Origin of the sequence: Sphingobacterium sp. UBA7625, from assembly GCF_002484085.1 — a bacterium.
GTDB classification, from domain to species: domain Bacteria; phylum Bacteroidota; class Bacteroidia; order Sphingobacteriales; family Sphingobacteriaceae; genus Sphingobacterium; species Sphingobacterium athyrii.
In genome coordinates this window covers 147243-166301 of the sequence record NZ_DLJD01000028.1, presented here as the reverse complement: position 1 = coordinate 166301, position 19059 = coordinate 147243, and the positions used below count along the sequence as shown (strand labels likewise).

The 19059-nt window shown below is 43.6% G+C and carries 11 protein-coding genes; all 11 read left to right on the top strand.

Annotated elements, in window-relative coordinates:
- A partial coding sequence (locus B4G94_RS12470; protein WP_286859200.1) for an SGNH/GDSL hydrolase family protein occupies positions 1–690 on the top strand: 690 nt, incomplete at its 5' end.
- A gap of 53 nt (positions 691–743) precedes the next feature.
- Complete coding sequence (locus tag B4G94_RS12465) at positions 744–2585, top strand: alpha-L-fucosidase (protein ID WP_286859199.1); 1842 nt, start codon at positions 744–746, stop codon at positions 2583–2585.
- A 108-nt stretch (positions 2586–2693) separates the two neighbouring features.
- On the top strand, positions 2694–3977 hold the full coding sequence (locus B4G94_RS12460; RefSeq protein WP_286859198.1) for a Gfo/Idh/MocA family protein: 1284 nt from the start codon (positions 2694–2696) through the stop codon (positions 3975–3977).
- Positions 3978–4545: 568 nt separating this feature from the next.
- Entirely contained in the window at positions 4546–5556 is a 1011-nt protein-coding gene (locus B4G94_RS12455) for a LacI family DNA-binding transcriptional regulator (RefSeq protein WP_286859196.1), read from the top strand.
- Between the two features lie 195 nt (positions 5557–5751).
- The gene (locus B4G94_RS12450) at positions 5752–8337 is read left to right on the top strand and encodes an alpha-amylase family glycosyl hydrolase (protein ID WP_286859195.1); all 2586 of its coding nucleotides are present in this window, start codon (positions 5752–5754) and stop codon (positions 8335–8337) included.
- Between the two features lie 11 nt (positions 8338–8348).
- Positions 8349–11315: a SusC/RagA family TonB-linked outer membrane protein gene (locus B4G94_RS12445; protein WP_286859193.1), complete on the top strand. Its 2967-nt coding sequence runs from the start codon at positions 8349–8351 to the stop codon at positions 11313–11315.
- A gap of 32 nt (positions 11316–11347) precedes the next feature.
- Complete coding sequence (locus tag B4G94_RS12440) at positions 11348–12940, top strand: RagB/SusD family nutrient uptake outer membrane protein (protein ID WP_286859192.1); 1593 nt, start codon at positions 11348–11350, stop codon at positions 12938–12940.
- A gap of 89 nt (positions 12941–13029) precedes the next feature.
- Positions 13030–14049 carry a SusE domain-containing protein gene (locus B4G94_RS12435; RefSeq protein WP_286859191.1) on the top strand — a complete coding sequence of 340 codons (1020 nt, stop codon included), beginning with the start codon at positions 13030–13032 and terminating at the stop codon, positions 14047–14049.
- 6 nt (positions 14050–14055) lie between these two features.
- Positions 14056–15915 (top strand): glycoside hydrolase family 13 protein, encoded by a 1860-nt coding sequence (locus B4G94_RS12430; RefSeq protein WP_286859189.1) that lies wholly within the window; start codon positions 14056–14058, stop codon positions 15913–15915.
- Between the two features lie 33 nt (positions 15916–15948).
- Positions 15949–16596 carry a beta-phosphoglucomutase gene (pgmB, locus tag B4G94_RS12425; RefSeq protein WP_286859188.1) on the top strand — a complete coding sequence of 216 codons (648 nt, stop codon included), beginning with the start codon at positions 15949–15951 and terminating at the stop codon, positions 16594–16596.
- A 106-nt stretch (positions 16597–16702) separates the two neighbouring features.
- Complete coding sequence (locus tag B4G94_RS12420) at positions 16703–19012, top strand: family 65 glycosyl hydrolase domain-containing protein (protein ID WP_286859186.1); 2310 nt, start codon at positions 16703–16705, stop codon at positions 19010–19012.
- Positions 19013–19059: the final 47 nt, after the last annotated feature.

Below are 19059 nucleotides of genomic sequence, written 5' to 3'. Positions count from 1 at the left end.
AATCATGCCGATGGAAAATTTCCACGACCTTGTCTATTTGATCGTTTGGCCAGCGTGCTTGATAAAATCAAGCCTGAGGTTGTTTTCGTCTGTTATGGCATGAATGACGGCATTTATCTTCCTTTTGATTCCGCCCGTTTTGAAGCTTATAAAGATGGAATTATCCGCCTACACAAACGCTTGGTTGATCAGGGCGTCAAACGCATAATATGGATGACTCCTCCTGTACATGATGATCCGCAGCTTCGACTCAATGGCTATAATAAAGTATTGGATCGCTACGCCGAATGGCTTATCGGCTATGCCAGAAAGCAGTCCTGGGAAATTATCGACCTCCATTTTCCCATGCGTCGTTATTTGGAAGCCAAGATCGAGAAAGATGCTCAATTTAAACTGGCAGCAGATGGGGTACACCCTGGAGAACTGGGCCATTGGCTGATGGCAAAGGAAATTGTGCAGCACCTGATACCTGACTTTCCGCTTGAAAGCACATGGGACGACAATTTGCACAATAAGCCAAAACTTTTGCAATTATATGCGCTCGTTTTAAAAAGGCAGACAATTATGAAAGACGCATGGTTGACTTTTGCAGGTCATAAACGACCTGGACTATCCAAGGGAATTCCAATGGAAGATGCAAGCAAAGCATATGCTGCTATCCAGACGGAAATTAAAACTTTGGGTTTCTAATCGGCGATGGTTTGTCATCCGAATGAATGAACTTTTATGTATAAATCTATATCATGATGAAAATCAATTTTTTTAAGTGGAAGTGTGCAGCAGCGGTGGGAATGTTGCTGTGCATGACTGAGGGCGCAATTTCACAGACCAAGTCGCCACCTTATGAAGGTGTGGCTGGTTGGCAAGAGACTCAAAATAAGCGCATGGAATGGTTTAAGGAAGCCCGTTTTGGACTATTCATCCATTGGGGCTTATACAGTGCCGCAGGAGGTTCTTTTGAAGGAAAGCAATACCCACAACATTATGCCGAATGGATTCAGACTTGGGGTAAAATTCCTAGCAAGCAGTATGCTGAAGTGCTGAAACCAAAATTCACATTACGTTCTTTTGATCCACACTCTTGGGCGCGTCTTGCAAAAAAAACGGGAATGAAGTATATGGTGCTGACCTCCCGACACCACGAAGGTTTTAGTCTATTCAATAGCCAACAGCCTTATGCCCTGAAAAATGATGTAACGGGTACGCCAAATTTATCGCCAAAGGGAAGAGATCTTTACCGCGAAATTATGGAAGCTTTCCGCCAGGAGGGAATGAAAGTGGGAGCCTATTATTCGCTGTTGGATTGGCAGCATCCCGATTCTTATGAGGCATTTCAGTTAAATCCGAATACGGATAACCATCAACCTGATCATGAACGGTATAAAGCCTATCTCTATGGTCAAATTAAAGAGCTTGCCCAACATTATGGGCGTTTGGATATGTTATGGCCCGATTTCAGTAGCAAACAGCATGAGGGCGAAGCCTGGGGCACAAAACATATTTTGACAGATCTGATCAAATGGCAGCCCAACATTATTATCAATAATCGATTTTGGAATGGACTTGAAAATAAGAACGGTGATATCGGAACTCCGGAGAAATATATTCCACCGACAGGTCTACCTGGTATGTATTGGGAGGTGAGCCATACCATGAATGAAAGTTATGGTTACAGTGCTCACGATCAAAACTGGAAAAGCTTTCCCAAGATCATGCAATTATTTGTAGAAACGGTGAGTAAAGGCGGCAATTTTCTGTTGAATGTCGGGCCGGATGGAGATGGAGCAATTCCCGAACCTGCGGTGCGGATTATGGAACAGATCGGTGATTGGATGAAGATCAATAGTGAAGCGATATACGGAACAACGGCCAGTCCTTTTCAGGCCCTGGATTGGGGCTATTGCACTCAAAAGAATGGTAAATTATACCTGCATATCTTTGACCGCCCTGCCAGTGGAAAAATAGATCTGCCTATCAAAAACCAGGTGACAGCTGTTTATACTTTGGCTTCGCCCAAAACGAAAGTAAAACCTGCTTCGGAGAATGGAAAACCTGTAATTCCTGTCGATACCTTTGATAAAGGTAAAGGCCCGAAAGTTATTGTTGTTGAAATACAGGGAAAACCAATTGTTGAGGAGAGTCTGACCCAGACACAGGCAGATGGGCGTATTGTAATGAACGCAAATAATGCAAAACTACAGGAAGGGAAGGGGTTGAAAATAATTGGCGCACATACCCATGATCCCAATCGTCCAAACGCTATCGGCCAATGGAAAGATCTTCAGGACAGGATATTTTGGGATATCAAAATTCAAAAACCCGGTAAGTATAAGGTGCTCATTAATTATCTGCCCAACAACAAGCATCGAGGAAAAATTATGCTCTCGATGCTCGGCCAGCAACTGCCATGGGAATTTATAGCTGAACAAGAAACTAAATTTAAGGAAGTGAGTATGGGGACCATAGAAGTGTCTCAGCAAGTGATTGGCGAGCCCAGTACAAAGGTAATTTTGCAAGCTACGACCATAGAAGGCGATATTCTACCGGAGATTGCGTCGATTACCTTGGTTCCGATTCAAGAATAAACTATCTTTAGGAAAACCTGAATAAATCATTTATAGCTAAACCATTTTGCCGTCAAAGGCCTAAAAAGTGCCGGTAAAGACGAACAGAAAATAAATTATAAACAAAGAATGAAAAGAAGAGAATTTATAGCCAAGGGGATTGTATCCTCTTTGGCTTTTACAATTGTCCCTCGTGTTGTGTTGGGGGGAAATGGATTCCTTGCACCAAGCGATCGGATCAATCTTGGCTTTATTGGTGTAGGAAAACAATCCTATACCTTAATGAATGGCCTCAATCGCTGTAAGGAAATCGCCAGTCTGGCTGCATGTGATGTAGATCGTAACAAATTGACTGCATTTATTGCTGCAACAACAAAAAAACAAACGGAACTATCAAAGGCACAGGTCGATATAAAAGCATATAACCATTATCGGGAACTGTTGGGTCGAAAAGATATTGATGCGGTTGTCATCGCGACGCCGGATCATTGGCATGCACAGATTGCGGTCGATGCTGCTAAAGCTGGAAAGGATATCTATTGTGAGAAACCTCTTGCGCTTACCATTGCCGAAGGTCGGGCAATGGTCGATGCAACCCGCAAATATAAACGTGTATTTCAAACAGGTAGCATGCAGCGCTCGTCGTACAATTTTAGACAGGCCGCAGAACTGGTTCTCAACGGTTATATCGGTAAAATAAAGGAAATCAACGTATCTGTTGGCGAGCCGGTCAAGCAATGTGATCTTCCATCCATGCCAGCACCCGACTATCTCGACTGGGATATGTGGGTAGGACCTTCACCCTATAGGGGATACAACCCAATCTTAAGTCCGCCATTGGAAGATGATAAATGGGCATGGTGGCGCGGCTATCGCGATTTTGGCGGTGGTTATATCACCGATTGGGGGGCGCATATGTTTGACATCGTCCAATGGGCATTGGGCATGGACGAATCTGGCCCAGTTCATTTTAATCCACCCAAAGAAGCCAATAGCAACACGGGGCTTTCCTTTAGCTACGCAAATGGTGTTAAGGTAAATCATGTGCAATGGGGAGTACATAATGCGATTCAGTTTATCGGTGAAAAAGGTAAGATTGAAGTAAGCAGAGAATTTATCCGCTCGAATCCGGAAAATTTGGCCAATCTTAAATTGACATCTGCAGATCGTCGTCTGTATTATAGCGATAATCACTATCAGGACTGGGTTGATGCGATTAAAAAAAGAAGCAAGCCTATCTGTGATGTGGAAATAGGCCACCGGACGAGCTCAGTGTGCAATGCCATTAATATTGCTTATGAACTTCAAAAGGATTTGAAATGGAATCCAAAAAAAGAACAGTTCGACAATGACTATGCTAATCTCATGCGCAGCCGACCCTATCGCGGTGAATGGGATTTTAGAAAATTCTAGTCTTTGCTGTAAATTTTCGACTCAGGCTTGACAAGATTGTTTTGTCAAGCCTGTTTTGTTTATTGATCAATATTTCTACCACAATACAGACCTGTATTACCCTATCTTAGACAGCAACATGTTATAGACATTGAATCGCATACTTGACAAGTTTGACCTTATATTTTCTAGCTATCAACTTCAACATTCTTTCGTATAATAGACGTTTTTTCTTCGGAACTTAGTCGTTGCTTATTCGGTTCCAACCGAAGTAGTACCGAACAAATACCGAATTAGTACCGAACAAACAGCGAGTAAAGTATGAAAATGGTATTAGGTAAAACTAGTTTTTGACTGGCCGAAATAGGCAAGTTGTCTGATGGCGGAAAGATGATGAAAGCTAGCATATTGGAATAATCATTTACAATGTTTGATCACTAGATTGCTTTTCTTATACGGTGATAAAAAAATACATGACTAGCTGATTTAAAACAGCGGGAACAAAAAAGAAAATTTGTTATTCTGGAGAGATAATTGCTTTATTTGTATTAAGCAATTATTAAATACGAACAGCAGAGGGAACCCCGATATGTCTCAATTAACAATAGTAGATTTGGCCAAAAGACTAGGCTTGTCAAAGTCCACCGTCTCCCGTGCATTTCGGGATAACGTCGATATTAATCCGGCTACGAAAGCTCGTATTTTGGCTATGGCCGAAGAAATAGGGTTTTCGCCAAATGTTTATGCAAGTAGCCTCAAAGCGAACAAAAGCCTGACTATTGCGATTATTATCCCCGAATTTGGCAATAAGTTTTTTTCACAGGCCATCAAGGGCATTGAAGCTGTGGCGCGGTCAAAGGGCTACCATACCTTGATTTACGTGACTGATCATCAGGTGCAGAATGAAGCCTCTATCATTCGTTCCTTAGCAAATGGGCGGGTGGATGGTGTTATCATCTCGGCTTCAGGTGAAGGAAAAGATCACTCCCATATCCAGTTGCTGGAAGAACGAGGTATTCCGGTGATGTTTTTTGACCGCGCATATGACGACTGGAAAGGGGGCTACATTACGGGAAATGACTTTGATTCGGCTTATCTCGCAACGAAGCATTTGATTACGAATGCCTGCAAACGGATTGCTTACCTCGCCATCAATCCCAATGTTTCTATTGGTAAGGTCCGTAAAAACGGGTACGAGAAAGCTTTGCTGGAAGCTGGAATGACGATCCATCCGGAACTGATCTTGGATACTGTTAACGATGCGGAACAAAATATGCGGGATATCGCCGCCTTGATCGAAAGGGAGAAACCAGATGCCATATTTGCTTCTGTTGAGCGCTTGGCGATTTCCAGTATCCGCGTTGCCAAGCAGCAGGGGATACGGATTCCGGAAGATCTCAAGATTATTTGTTTTTCCTGTCTGGATATCGCCGATCTCATTGATCCAGCACTCAGCGTGGTGAAACAACCGGCCTATGAAATGGGCGAATTAGTAACAAAATACCTCTTAGATAAGATGGATGATCCAACTAGTGATAAGTTTGCTAATTCGGTTTATCTTGATTCCCAGCTTATTTTTCAAAAATCCAGCCTGAAATAAGAAAAAAAATATTTGTTTTTTGTCATCCCATTATTTAGCTTTGATTACTTTCGGGAACATTCCCGAAAATGTTTAAATAATCAATTTGTATAAAATATTGGAAGGGGAAATCCAGAAAATCGCAATAGGCGATTTCTTTTTACCTTGATTTCGGGAACGTTCCCATTGTCAATTTCCAATGAAAACTAGTTATCGATGGGGAAGCATATCACGCGTTTAATAGGGTATCTTTGGATGGTCGTCCTATTAGCATCATGTGCAAATAAAAAAGATATTGTTGATATTGAACAGCCGCCTGTGACTGAACGGCAGGAGACCGGCCTCGTCAATCTTTCTTCTCCATTCCTCTTCTGGGATAGGGAAATTACACTGCAATTTGATTTTTCAAAAGGAAATGCGGCGTTAAAAGGCAGTACAGCAGATCTATACCTACACGCTGGATTGATCCCTATCAATGGTGGGAACTGGCAACACGTGGTGACAGACTGGTCAACGAACGACAATGCCTACAAATTGAAGTTTATCGCGGCTGGACTTTATTCATTCACATTTACTCCCGCCAAATTCTTTAACCTGAGCAACGCTGAGGCCTTTGGCCAGCTGGCATTTTTGGTACGCAATGGCGATGGATCGCTGATCCAACGAAACCAAAATAATTCAGATTTATTTCTGCCTCTTGTGGCGAGCAATGGGCAGGCGATTCGATTTGTGTCACCTACGCTGCAACCCACTGATCCGATTACAACCGAGCATATGTATGTCGTTGGCGAAGATTTGAAGCTTGAAGTTCAGGCAACGCGGTCCGGAAAAATCAGTATCTGGGACAATGGCCAGCAACTAGCAGAATCTACTGCTGCGCTGTCGTTGGAAAAATCCGTCAGCTTACAAAGCAATGGGCTGCATGAGCTTGAGGCACGTCTGGAAATCGGTGGCCAGGTCGCTACGACTAAAATCACATTACTTGTACAGGCAAAACCGGCCATTGCGGCGCTTCCAAGAGGCGTTAATCCCAACGGGACGACAATCAATAAGGAAAAAGGACAAGTCAGTTTCGCATTGACTGCCCCCTTGAAAAACAGTGTGTATCTATTGGGGGATTTTAACGGTTATAAAGCATTGCCAGCCTATGCGATGAGTCAGACACCGGATGGTAAAACCTGGTGGGTGACTTTATCTAATCTGGATTTCGCTCAAAAATATACTTATGAGTTTTTGGTCGATGGTCAACTTTATATTGCTGACCCCTATGCCGAACTGATTCTCGATCCACAAAATGATCCGGCCTTGGGTCTGACAAGCAATGTTCTGCCAGCTTATCCGGCAGCAGCGCACGGAATTGTGGGGGTATTGGATCTCGCAGAAAAGCCTTATTCTTGGAAAAACAGCTCATTTACTAAACCTGCGCAAGGTAATCTGGTGATTTATGAATTGTTAGTCCGTGATTTTGTCAAACAGCATCGGTACACCACACTAAAAGACTCCCTAGCTTATTTAAAACGCTTAGGGGTTAATGCGGTTGAATTGATGCCTGTCCAGGAATCGGAGGGAAATTCGACTTGGGGTTATAATCCTTCTTTCCATCGTGCTCTGGATAAATATTATGGATTGAAAAATGACTTGAAAGCCTATGTGGATGCTTGTCATGAAAACGGTATTGCCGTGATTTTGGACGTTGTATTTAATCATGCTTTTGGTCAGTCCCCACTCGTACAGCTCTATTTTGAACAGGGCAATGTCGCTGGGAATAGCCCTTGGTTCAATACCGTCGCTAGACATCCGTTCAATGTCGGTTTCGACTTCAACCATGAAAGTAGCTATACCCAAACCTTTGTCAAGGATGTGTTGACCTATTGGATGCAAGAGTATAAAATTGATGGTTTTCGATTTGACTTGTCCAAAGGATTCACGCAGAAAAATTCCGGGACTTCGGAAAATGACCTCAGCGCCTGGAATGCCTATGATGCATCCCGTGTGGCCATTTTGAAGCAATACCAGCAGCATGTTCATCGCATAGATCCTTCCTGTTATATTATTCTTGAACATCTTGGTGGAGATCAGGAAGAAATGGAGCTGGCACAATCGGGCATGCTGCTCTGGAATAATATGAACACTGTCTTCAATGAAGCAGCAATGGGATGGAATGCAAATAATGGATCAGATCTGGGCAGATTGTTTGCCACCAGCCACGGTATGGCGCAGCCTTCTTTTGTATCCTATATGGAAAGTCACGACGAACAACGGCTGTTGTTCAAATGCCTAAATTATGGGAATTCATCAGGCAGTTATAACATCAAAAACTTGAGTACAGCGCTCAAACGTATGGAATTGGCGGCCCTGTTTTTATTGGCTTCACCGGGGCCAAAGATGATCTGGCAGTTTGGTGAATATGGCTATGATGTGTCTATCGACGAAAATGGACGTACGGGTGAAAAACCGCTTTTATGGAATTATCTGCAACAAGAAGCGCGTAGGCAGCTCTTTGAGACCTATGCCAAACTCACACGTTTTAAAACGCAAAATAACATCTTTCAAAATGGAAATATCACTGCCGCAGGTGTAAAAGATGCGGTGAAATATTTTGTGCTGGAAAAAGATGGGCAACAAGTAGGGGTACTTGGCAATTTCGGAGTAGAAGATGCGGAGTTTGCATTGCCACAAACATTAAAGGGACAGTGGGTGGATAATTTTACGGGGAAAGAGCTCAACTGGTCCGGCCAGTCAAAACTGAGCCTTTTACCAGGGCAATACCAATTGATAAGCAAAACAAAACTAAATAAATAAACGGTTATTTTATGAACAAACAGCTATTACGTCCATTTTGGGCTCTGAACATGTTACTTGGGGTAAGTGCTTCGGCATTCGCCCAACAGGCGACGCTTCAAGGGCGAGTAATGGACCAGAAAGGAAATTCCTTGGTCGGTGCCACAGTGCGCTTCGAGGATATTCAAAAATCGCTGTCTACCAATGCGAATGGGGATTTTAGCTTGGATAGACTGCAAACGGGGAAATTACACCTGAAAGTGAGCATGGTCGGATATGCGAGCTTGGATACTCTAATCCAAGTGAACGATGGACGAAATCCGTTAAACCTCTACCTTAAATCCAATACGAGTGCCCTAGAGGAGGTCGTCGTTATTGGTTACGGTACACAAAAGAAAAGTGATCTTACGGGATCGATCAGTACGGTAACATCAAAAGACTTTCAAAAAGGACAGATTTCTTCTCCTGAGCAGCTCATAATGGGTAAAGTACCGGGCGTGCAGATCACAACCAGTGGCGGACAGCCAGGAGCAGGAAGCACAATTCGTATCCGGACGGGAGCTTCCTTAAACGCCAGCAATGATCCACTTATTGTTGTTGATGGAATCCCATTGGCTGGTGGTGGCATTTCAGGGGTTGCCAATCCCTTGAGTATGATTAATCCAAATGATATCGAGACGTTTACTATCCTGAAAGATGCCAATGCAACAGCAATCTATGGTTCGCGTGCATCCAATGGTGTCATTATGATTACCACCAAGAAAGGTAGCCGTGCCGGTACACAAGTCAATTTCAGTACACAGAATTCACTGGCGACAGTAGCTAAGAAAGTCGATTTATTGTCCGCAGATCAGATTCGTGATTATGTCAATGCAAATGGAACCGACGCGATGAAAAAGCTGTTGGGAACAGCGAATACCGATTGGCAGGATGTGATCTATGGTAATGCTTTTACAACGGATAATAATATCAATATCGCCTCAAAAGTTGCCAAGATGCCTTATCGTGTTTCGGTCGGATATATGAACCAGAATGGTGTGCTGAAAAATGACAACATGAAGAGGACAGCAACTTCACTGGCCTTGACACCCAATTTTTTCGATAATCATCTGAAACTGGAGGTAAACGCACGCGCAACTTGGTCGAAATCCAAATTCGCAACGCAGGACGCTATCGGTTCAGCCATACAGTTTGACCCGACCCAACCGGTCTATGTTGATGATAAAAATAGCTTTGGAGGATACTACGAATGGATACAGGGAGGGAAACCGAATCCAAATTCGCCCAGAAACCCTTTGGCATTACTGGAATTGCGAAAAGATATTGGAGATGTCTTTCGGAGCACGGGAAATGCCAAATTAGACTACAGCATGCATTTCTTGCCCGAGCTTCATGCTAACCTGAATGTGAGTTATGATTTGGCTCGTGCTAAAGGAAACACCCTGACACCTGCTATTGCGGCGCGTAATTTTAATGAAGGAGGGGAACGTACACAGTATAAGTCAGATATCAACAATAAAGTGTTGGAATTCTATCTGAAATATGATAAAGAATTGCCAGCTATAAAAAGTAATATTGACGCTACCTTGGGCTATGGCTATTATAAAAATAGCACGAAGTCCTATAATTTCGATCGCACCAGTGAGGCAGGGGACATTTTGACCTCGGTGAATCTTCCTTTTGATAAACCTGAAAATCTGCTGATCTCCTATTATGGACGGATGATCTATTCCTATGACAACCGTTATGTGCTGTCCGGAACGTTAAGGGCGGACGGATCTTCCCGATTCAGTCCCGATAATCGCTGGGGATATTTTCCATCGGTGGGCTTTACCTGGCGAGCAAAAAATGAAGGTTTCTTAAAAGATCACAACGCGATCTCGGATCTGAAACTACGGTTGAGTTATGGGAAAACCGGACAACAGGATGGTATAGCAAATTATTCCTATATGCCTAATTATACCATAGGTGGTGACCAGTCGATGTACCGTTTTGGCAATGAATATTATTATTTGTACTCGCCGGTAGTTTACGATGGTGATATCCGTTGGGAAAGTACCACAACCTATAATGCCGGAATCGATTTTGGTTTTAACGATAATCGCATTTATGGTAGCGTGGACTATTATTCGAAGAAAACCAAGGACCTATTGAGTACCATTCCGATTGCGGTGGGATCCAACTTTAGCAATTTTCTACTGACCAACGTCGGTAATATGGAAAACCAAGGTCTTGAATTTAATCTACATGTGTTACCGGTTAAAACGGAAAATTCAACCTTGGACCTTGGCATCAACCTGACCTATAACAGAAGTAAAGTCACCAATTTGACGCTATCGGACGATCCGAGTTTTATGATCGAAACAGGTGGTATCCGTGGTGGTACGGGCAACAATATTCAGGCCCACATGGTGGGGTATACACCTTATAGCTTTAGGGTCTATCAACAGGTATATGATGATGCTGGAAAACCAGTAGAGGGGTTGTATGTGGATCGCAACGGCGACGGCGTGATCAGTGATAGCGACCGTTACATGTATAAATCGCCTTTGCCTAAATATCTGATCGGTTTTTCGGCTGCTTACTCGTACAAAAAATGGTCTGCAAGCACAACTTTGAGAGCCAATTTGGACAACTATGTCTACGATAATGTTTCGTCCAATTTTGGAAGCAGTTACAATGTGATCGACCAGGCATCTTTGGTGATCAACAATGCACCTGTGGACTTTTTGAATACCAATTTCAAAGAAAAACAGTTACTCAGTGATTATTATGTCAAAAATGCTTCTTTTTTAAAGATGGATAACCTTAATGTCGCTTATCAGGTTGGTCATTTTATCCGCAACAGCAAAGCTACGCTTTCGATTTCGGCTACCGTGCAAAATGTATTTACGATTTCAAAATACAAAGGCGTGGATCCTGAAATTTCCAATGGTATAGATGATCGTTTTTATCCTAGACCACGTACCTATGTACTCGGAGTCAATGTCAATTTTTAAACTGAAAGAATTTGATTTAAAGCATAAACAACATGAAAAAACTAAATAAATATATAACGGTCTGTTTAATGGCACTATCGCTTTCGAGCTGCCATAAGGATTTGGATCTCAAACCGACCAATGATGTCACCGCGGATCTAGCCTATAAGGATTTCAAAGGGTATACAATGGCTTTCGCGCGATTATATGGTTCATTGACCATGACCAGTACCTCGGGGCCAAACAATACAGATCTAGGTGGTCTCGATGCGGGTACTTCGGATTTCTTGCGTCTTTTTTGGAATGCACAGGAACTGACAACAGACGAGGCCGCTTGTGCATGGCTTAATGATGGCGGAGTTAGCGGTTTGGATTACCTCAAGTTTGATGATAGTAACCCCATGCTCCGCGGTCTTTACACCCGTTGTATCTATAGTGCTACGCTCGTCAATGAATTTCTAAGAGAAAGTACAGATGCGAAATTGAGCGGCCGCGGCATCTCGGATGCAGATAAAACCGAAATCGCTTACTATCGTGCCGAAGCTCGCTTTTTGCGTGCATATAACTATTGGGTATTGCTTGATCTGTTTGGAAATCCTCCCTTTGTAACCGAAGAAACTCCCGTAGGGAAGGTGTCTCCACCGCAGATTAAGAGAGCTGAACTCTTTGCTTATGTGGAAAAAGAACTCCTGGAAGTCGCCAATCAACTGAAAGGAGCCAAACAGAACGTTTATGGACGTATTGACCAAGTAGCCGCATGGGGATTATTGGCCAGATTGTATCTCAATGCCGAGGTGTACCTGGGAACTGGCAATAAAAAATATGGCGAAGCCATTACCTATGCCGAAAAGGTGCTGAACTCAGGCTATAGCTTGGGCACGAATTATAGCCAATTATTTTATGCGGATAATGATGTCAACAATCCTGAATTTATTTTCTACTTGCCCTATGACGGTACCAAAACACAAAGTAAAGGTGGAACGACTTACCTCATCAATGCTGCTATCGATGCAACAATGAATCCGACTTCCTTTGGTGTTCCCGGAGGTGGTTGGGCCGGTAACCGCGTACGCGATAATATCGCAACGATTTTTGGTGATTATTCCGGCGCAACGGACAAGCGTGCGATGTTTCACTTAAATACAAGTGTTAAAATTGAAGATATCGCTGTCTATAAGCAGGGTTTGGCCGTGACCAAATTCCGTAATGTGAACAGAGATGGATCGGCACCTACCGCCGCAGAAGGTTTTGTGGCATCTGTAGACTTTCCATTAATCCGCCTCGCTGAGATGAATTTGATTTATGCTGAGGCGACATTGCGTGGTGGAACAGGTGGTACGATGGCCAAGGCACTCGATTATGTGAATAAGCTGCGTGTCCGTGCCTATGGTAACAACAGCGGAAACTTAACCAATCTTTCGTTGGACGATATTCTCAACGAACGCGTTAAGGAACTATACTGGGAAGGATTTAGAAGGTCTGATTTGATCCGCTATGGAAAATTTACGGGCGATAATTACCTATGGCCATTTAAAGGCGGTGTATTGGCAGGACAGGCAGTGGAAAGCTATCGGGTATTATTTCCCATTCCTGCGGCAGATTTGATTGCTAACTCAAATCTTGTTCAAAATCCGGGTTATAATTAATTGAGTATCATATTGGAGTGTCGGGCAGTATCGTATTCCATGACGTGCAATCGATAGGCCTGACGGACGCCAAAATAAAAAATAAAGGGATGAAAATTAGACACTATATCGGAATGATCCTGACTTTGTTTGTGGTCTTCCAGAGTTGTAAAAAAGATGAAACACAAGCAAGATTGGCTAGCGACGATGCCATAAAACCGGCGACATTGACCCTCGATAAAACCGCGGTGACCCTGTCAAAAGATAATGCCAGTGACACTGTGTTACACCTTACACTGGTACAGTCTGACTTTGGCTTTCAAGCTGCTGTGACCAATGTGCTGCAGATCGGTTTGAAAGGGGATAATTTTAAAACTGTAAAGGAAGTGGTGATCCCCAATGGCCGGACAAGCCTGGGATTTACGGGCAATGAACTGAATGGGTACCTACTTTCCCTTGGCGTGCCAACCGGAACAGTTTCTGATTTTGATGTTCGCCTCAAGTCGAGTATCAATACGAAAATTGCCGCTGTGTTTTCAGCTTTGGCAAGTCTTAAAGCAAGCCCGTATGCTTCGACGAGCTATTTGTATGCCATAGGCGCGTACGAAGATTGGGTAGAGGCCAATGCCGAATCGTTGATTTCGCCGACGAGCGATGGAATCTATACGGGAATAATCAATTTTCCAGAAGGAAAATTGACATTTAAACTGACACCTGAACGGAATTGGAGTAATTCGTATGGAGAGACAGAGCCGGGTAAATTAGTTTACAATGGCGGTCAGGACATCAAGGCTCCGCGCACAGGCAATCTCGAGCTTCAGGTCAATACCAACACAAATACCATTTCATACAAAGACCATAGCTGGGGCATTATCGGTAGTGCCACACCGAAAGGTTGGGATGCGGATACGGATATGAAATACGACAACGCCAATCAGGTATGGAAGCTGACCGTTAGTTTGACGGCGGGGGAAATCAAATTCCGTAAAAACCACGATTGGGGAACTAATTTTGGTGGAGCAAATGGAACCTTGGAAGCTGGTGGTGCCAATATCACTGTTGCAAGTGCAGGTACCTATGATATTGTCGTGGATTTCAATGCAAATACCTATACGCTGACAAAGAAATAGCACATTATGTTAAAGAGCAATAGAAAGATTACCACCGTATTGGTGGCACTAACAGTGCTTGGATGGAGCCCCTTAAAGGGGCAATCCATCCAACGCATAGAACCCCTAAACTGGTGGGTAGGAATGGAAAATCCGACACTACAACTGGTGATCTATGGACCTGAGATTGGAAAAACCGATGTGCAGATTGAGGATAAGGGGATAGAGCTTGTGAAAATCAACCGGGTAGAGAATCCGAACTATTTATTTTTGGATGTCAAGGTTACTGCTTCGGCTAAACCGGGCTGGTCAACTTTGACCTTTAGCCAGGGAAAGAAAAAGCTAACTTACCGCTATGAATTAAAACAAAGAGACCAAAAAGTAAAAGCGCAAGGGGTGAACAGTGCGGACTTGATCTACCTGATTATGCCGGATCGTTTTGCAAACGGCAATAAGGCAAACGACCAAGTAAAGGGGATGCTGGATATGAGCTTAAACCGGGATTCGATGTACCTGCGTCACGGTGGTGATCTGGAGGGGATCATCGGTAAGCTGGATTACTTACAAGATCTTGGCGTGACATCGTTGTGGTTAACACCCGTGTTGACCAACGATATGCCGCAAGCTTCCTACCATGGCTATGCCAATACCGAAACCTATCATATCGATCCGCGCTTTGGCAGCAACGATACCTATGTGCAATTGGGCGAACAACTGCATAAGCGTCAGATGAAATTGATTTTTGACGTAGTGCCCAACCATATTGGAAGCTATCATTGGACGGTGAAAGATAAGCCCATGTCCGATTGGCTCAATGAATGGCCAAGCTATATACAGACGTCTTACAAAGACCAAACTGTTTTCGATCCCTATGCCTCGGCAGATGACAAAAAGAAAATGGTCAAAGGCTGGTTTGTTCCGACCATGCCTGATATGAATGAGCAGAACCCGTATGTCCAAAACTATTTGACCCAAAGTCACATCTGGTGGATAGAGACTGCGGCAATTGATGGATTCCGTATCGATACCTATCCCTATAATGACCTTGATTTTATGGCCAAATGGACCGATCGGATCCAGCAGGAGTATCCCAATTTTACGTTTTTTGGCGAGACTTGGGTGCATGGCGTAGCTAACCAGGCTTATTTTCTGGGCGGAAAACACGTAGGTCAAGAGGTGGATTCCAAGCTGATGGGTGTCACGGATTTTCAGCTCAATTACGCGATAGGTGATGCGCTCAATCAAAAGACTGAATGGACCGCAGGCGCGAATAAATTATATTCTACCTTGGCCTCAGACTATCAATACCCCACGCCTGAGCGCAATGTGCTTTTTCTGGATAACCACGATAAGGATCGTTTTTTCTCCGTTGTGGGCGAAAATGTACAGAAATACAAATCAGCCATGGCTTGGCTGATGACCACGCGGGGGATCCCACAACTGTACTATGGCGCGGAGATTCTGATGAAGAACTTTTCCAATCCCGATGGCTTATTACGGGAAGATTTTCAGGGTGGTTTTGCAGGTGACAAAATGAATAAGTTTAACCCCGAAGGGAGAACCAAGCCCGAGCAAGATATGTGGAGCTATGTGCAGACCTTAGCCAATTACCGAAAACAGCATGCTGTTTTACAAACCGGTAAAACAATGCAATATGTACCGGAGGATGGAATTTATGTTTATTTCCGTTATAACGAGCAGCAGACCGTCATGGTTGTGATGAATTGCAATGATGTGGCCAAGGAGATCAAACTGGATCGCTTTAAGGAAAGAAATAGCAAAGTAAAATCCTATTTCGATATTATCCAAAAGCAGGAGACTAGTCCGGCTGACAATACCTTGAAATTGGAAGCTTATGAGACTAAGGTGCTTGAACTTAAGTTTTAACACAATTTAAAATTCTATATAGTTCATTTTTCAATGATTAATTATAATACTATAAAAGCCGTAATATTTGATTTGGACGGTGTGTTGGTGGATACGGCAATCTACCATTTTCAAGCTTGGCATAGATTGGCAGAAGGCTTGGGCTATTCGTTCAGCATTGTTGACAACGAGCAGCTGAAAGGGGTCAGTCGTATCGAATCCCTGGAGCTGATTTTGAAATGGGCAGGACTCGAAAAATCCGAATCGGAAAAGGAAGATTTGCTACGGCAGAAAAACCAGTGGTATCTGGAACTGATCGAGCAGCTTAGTCCAGCCCATTTGCTTTCCGGAAGCCTCGAATTGCTAAAAAAGCTGCGGGAAAAGGAAATTAATATTGCACTTGGCTCGGCCAGTAAGAATGCATTGGGAATTCTCCAGAAAACAGGAATCGTTGGTTATTTCGATGCGCTGATTGATGGAAATGCGGTTCAGTTGTCAAAACCCAACCCCGAAGTATTTCTCAAAGGTGCGGAAGCATTGGGGATAGCAACAGCGGATTGCCTGGTCTTGGAAGATGCGCAGGCTGGAATTGACGCGGCAAGGGCTGCAGGTATGCAAGTGATAGGGATAGGACAAGCCGAACATCTAAAAGGAGCAGATTTGGTCGTGGCTGATTTAGGGTTCTTAGTCGGTAAATTTTAACGTGTAGTAGCAATTTAGGTGATGATACGGCGCTATAAATGACATTGGTAAACAAAACAATAATTATTTATAGCGGCTGTCATCGGCCGTTGAAAAAATTAAATCAATGAAAACATATATCAAACATAACCCTTGGCAAATTATTGAGGATACATTTCGTCCGGAGCATAACGAATTTTCGGAAAGTATCTTTGCAATTGGTAATGGTCGGATGGGGCAAAGGGCTAATTTTGAAGAAGACTTTAGCGGTAAATCCTTGCAGGGATCATATTTGGCTGGTATCTATTATCCCGACAAAACACGCGTGGGCTGGTGGAAAAACGGGTATCCTGAATATTTTGCCAAGGTCATCAATTCCGTGGATTGGATTGGCCTGCATATCCTTGTCAATGGTCAGGTACTTGATCTGGCTAAAGCAAAGGTCACAGCTTTTGAACGCCGCTTAGATATGCAGCAGGGTATGCTATACCGCAGTTTCGTTGTTGAAATGCCAGATGGTGTGCAGATTAAGGTTGAGGCAAGTCGAATGTATCATCTGTTTGCTTCCGAAACGGCTTCCTTGCAATACAGGATAGCGGCACTTTCGGACGACATAACGCTAACGGTCACTTCGCGATTAAATGCCGAAGTAACCAACCGTGATAGCAACTACGACGAAAAATTCTGGGAAAGTGTAGGCCAAGGTAGGGACGGGGATGGTATTTTTGTGGCTGCGCGGACCAAGAAAACGGGTTTTGAGGTATATGCTATGCTCGAGACTAGCATAAAGACTGCGACAGTAACATACGGCGTACAGGATACGATCATAAGTTCAGGTTGTATGGCTGAGGTCTATAGCGTGAATCTGGCTAAATCACAGACTTGTAGTATTGAAAAACGTGTCGCCATTGTTACATCGCAGAATCATGCGGTAGCTCAGCTAAAAGAAGTTGCTCATGAGCATTTACGAGCGTTTAGAGGGCTTGACTTTGATCAGTTAAAGGAAAAGCAGGCAGCAGCATGGCAAACGGTCTGGGCAGAAAGTGATATTGAAATTAGTGGTGATGTCGCGGCACAGCAAGCGATACGGTACAATATTTTCCAACTCAATCAAACCTATACCGGAGAAGATGAGCGGCTCAATATCGGTCCGAAAGGGTTTACGGGTGAGAAATATGGCGGTGTCACCTATTGGGATACTGAAGCGTACTGTATCCCTTTTTACCTCGCTACACAATCACCAAAAATAGCACGCAATCTATTGATTTACCGCCATCAACAATTGGATAAGGCCATTGAAAATGCCGCCAAGCTGGGATTTGACAAAGGAGCAGCGCTCTATCCCATGGTTACGATCAACGGGGAGGAATGCCATAACGAATGGGAGATCACCTTTGAGGAAATCCATCGCAATGGGGCCATCGCATTTGCCATCTACAATTATGTCCGTTATACAGGCGATGAAGACTATATTTGGTCACATGGTTTGGAAGTGTTGGTGGCGATTAGCCGATTCTGGGCACAGCGTGTCAACTGGAGCGCCGAACGTGGGCAATATGTCATGTTGGGCGTAACGGGACCGAATGAATATGAAAACAATGTGAACAACAACTGGTATACCAACCGCATTGCCTCCTGGTGTCTGGAGTATACGCTCGAATGTTTGAAAAAGCTGGAGCAGCCGAAGTCTGACAACCTTAGTGCATTGAAAGCTAAGCTGGCAATTGGAGCTGAAGAACAACAAAAATGGCAGCATATCATTGATAATATGTATTATCCTTTTGATGCGCAACGCAATGTGTATTTACAGCAAGATGGTTTTCTGGACAAAGAGCTGATTCCTGTGGCGCAACTCGATTCATCACAACGGCCCATTAATCAGCATTGGAGCTGGGATAGGATTCTGCGTTCCTGTTATATCAAACAGGCTGACGTATTGCAGGGTTTTTATTTCCTCGAGGATCAATTCGACCGAGATACACTAAGCAGGCATTATGAATTCTATGAACCACTGACAGTACATGAAAGCTCACTTTCTCCTTGTGTACATGCGATATTGGCGGCTAAACTCAATAAAGCTGAAAAAGCGTACGAGTTTTATCTGCGGACTTCGCGTTTGGATCTGGACGATTATAACAACGACACCGAAGATGGCTTACATATTACGTCCATGGCCGGTACGTGGATGACGATCGTGGAAGGTTTTGCGGGAATGCGGATCAAGGCTGGAAAACTTTACCTCAATCCCATGTTGCCGAAAGAATGGGAAGGGTATAAATTCCGTGTATTATTTCGTGGATCTACCTTGTTGATCGCGGTACATGCCGATGGTTATACGATCGAAAATATCAGTGATACAGCGGCTCATATCCAAACAGCAACCGAAACTTTCATACTCAGTGGACTGAGCAAAAAACAGGTGCCGCAGGTTAGATAAACCCTTGTTTTCAGCAGCAGAAATGGATTCTTTTGCTGCTGAAAATC

What these genes read in the sequence shown, in the direction of transcription:
- B4G94_RS12465 (WP_286859199.1), top strand. Translation starts at nt 744, where the DNA reads ATGATGAAAATCAATTTTTTTAAGTGGAAGTGTGCAGCAGCGGTGGGA.
- B4G94_RS12460 (WP_286859198.1), top strand. Translation starts at nt 2,694, where the DNA reads ATGAAAAGAAGAGAATTTATAGCCAAGGGGATTGTATCCTCTTTGGCT.
- B4G94_RS12455 (WP_286859196.1), top strand. Translation starts at nt 4,546, where the DNA reads ATGTCTCAATTAACAATAGTAGATTTGGCCAAAAGACTAGGCTTGTCA.
- B4G94_RS12450 (WP_286859195.1), top strand. Translation starts at nt 5,752, where the DNA reads ATGGGGAAGCATATCACGCGTTTAATAGGGTATCTTTGGATGGTCGTC.
- B4G94_RS12445 (WP_286859193.1), top strand. Translation starts at nt 8,349, where the DNA reads ATGAACAAACAGCTATTACGTCCATTTTGGGCTCTGAACATGTTACTT.
- B4G94_RS12440 (WP_286859192.1), top strand. Translation starts at nt 11,348, where the DNA reads ATGAAAAAACTAAATAAATATATAACGGTCTGTTTAATGGCACTATCG.
- B4G94_RS12435 (WP_286859191.1), top strand. Translation starts at nt 13,030, where the DNA reads ATGAAAATTAGACACTATATCGGAATGATCCTGACTTTGTTTGTGGTC.
- B4G94_RS12430 (WP_286859189.1), top strand. Translation starts at nt 14,056, where the DNA reads ATGTTAAAGAGCAATAGAAAGATTACCACCGTATTGGTGGCACTAACA.
- pgmB (WP_286859188.1), top strand. Translation starts at nt 15,949, where the DNA reads ATGATTAATTATAATACTATAAAAGCCGTAATATTTGATTTGGACGGT.
- B4G94_RS12420 (WP_286859186.1), top strand. Translation starts at nt 16,703, where the DNA reads ATGAAAACATATATCAAACATAACCCTTGGCAAATTATTGAGGATACA.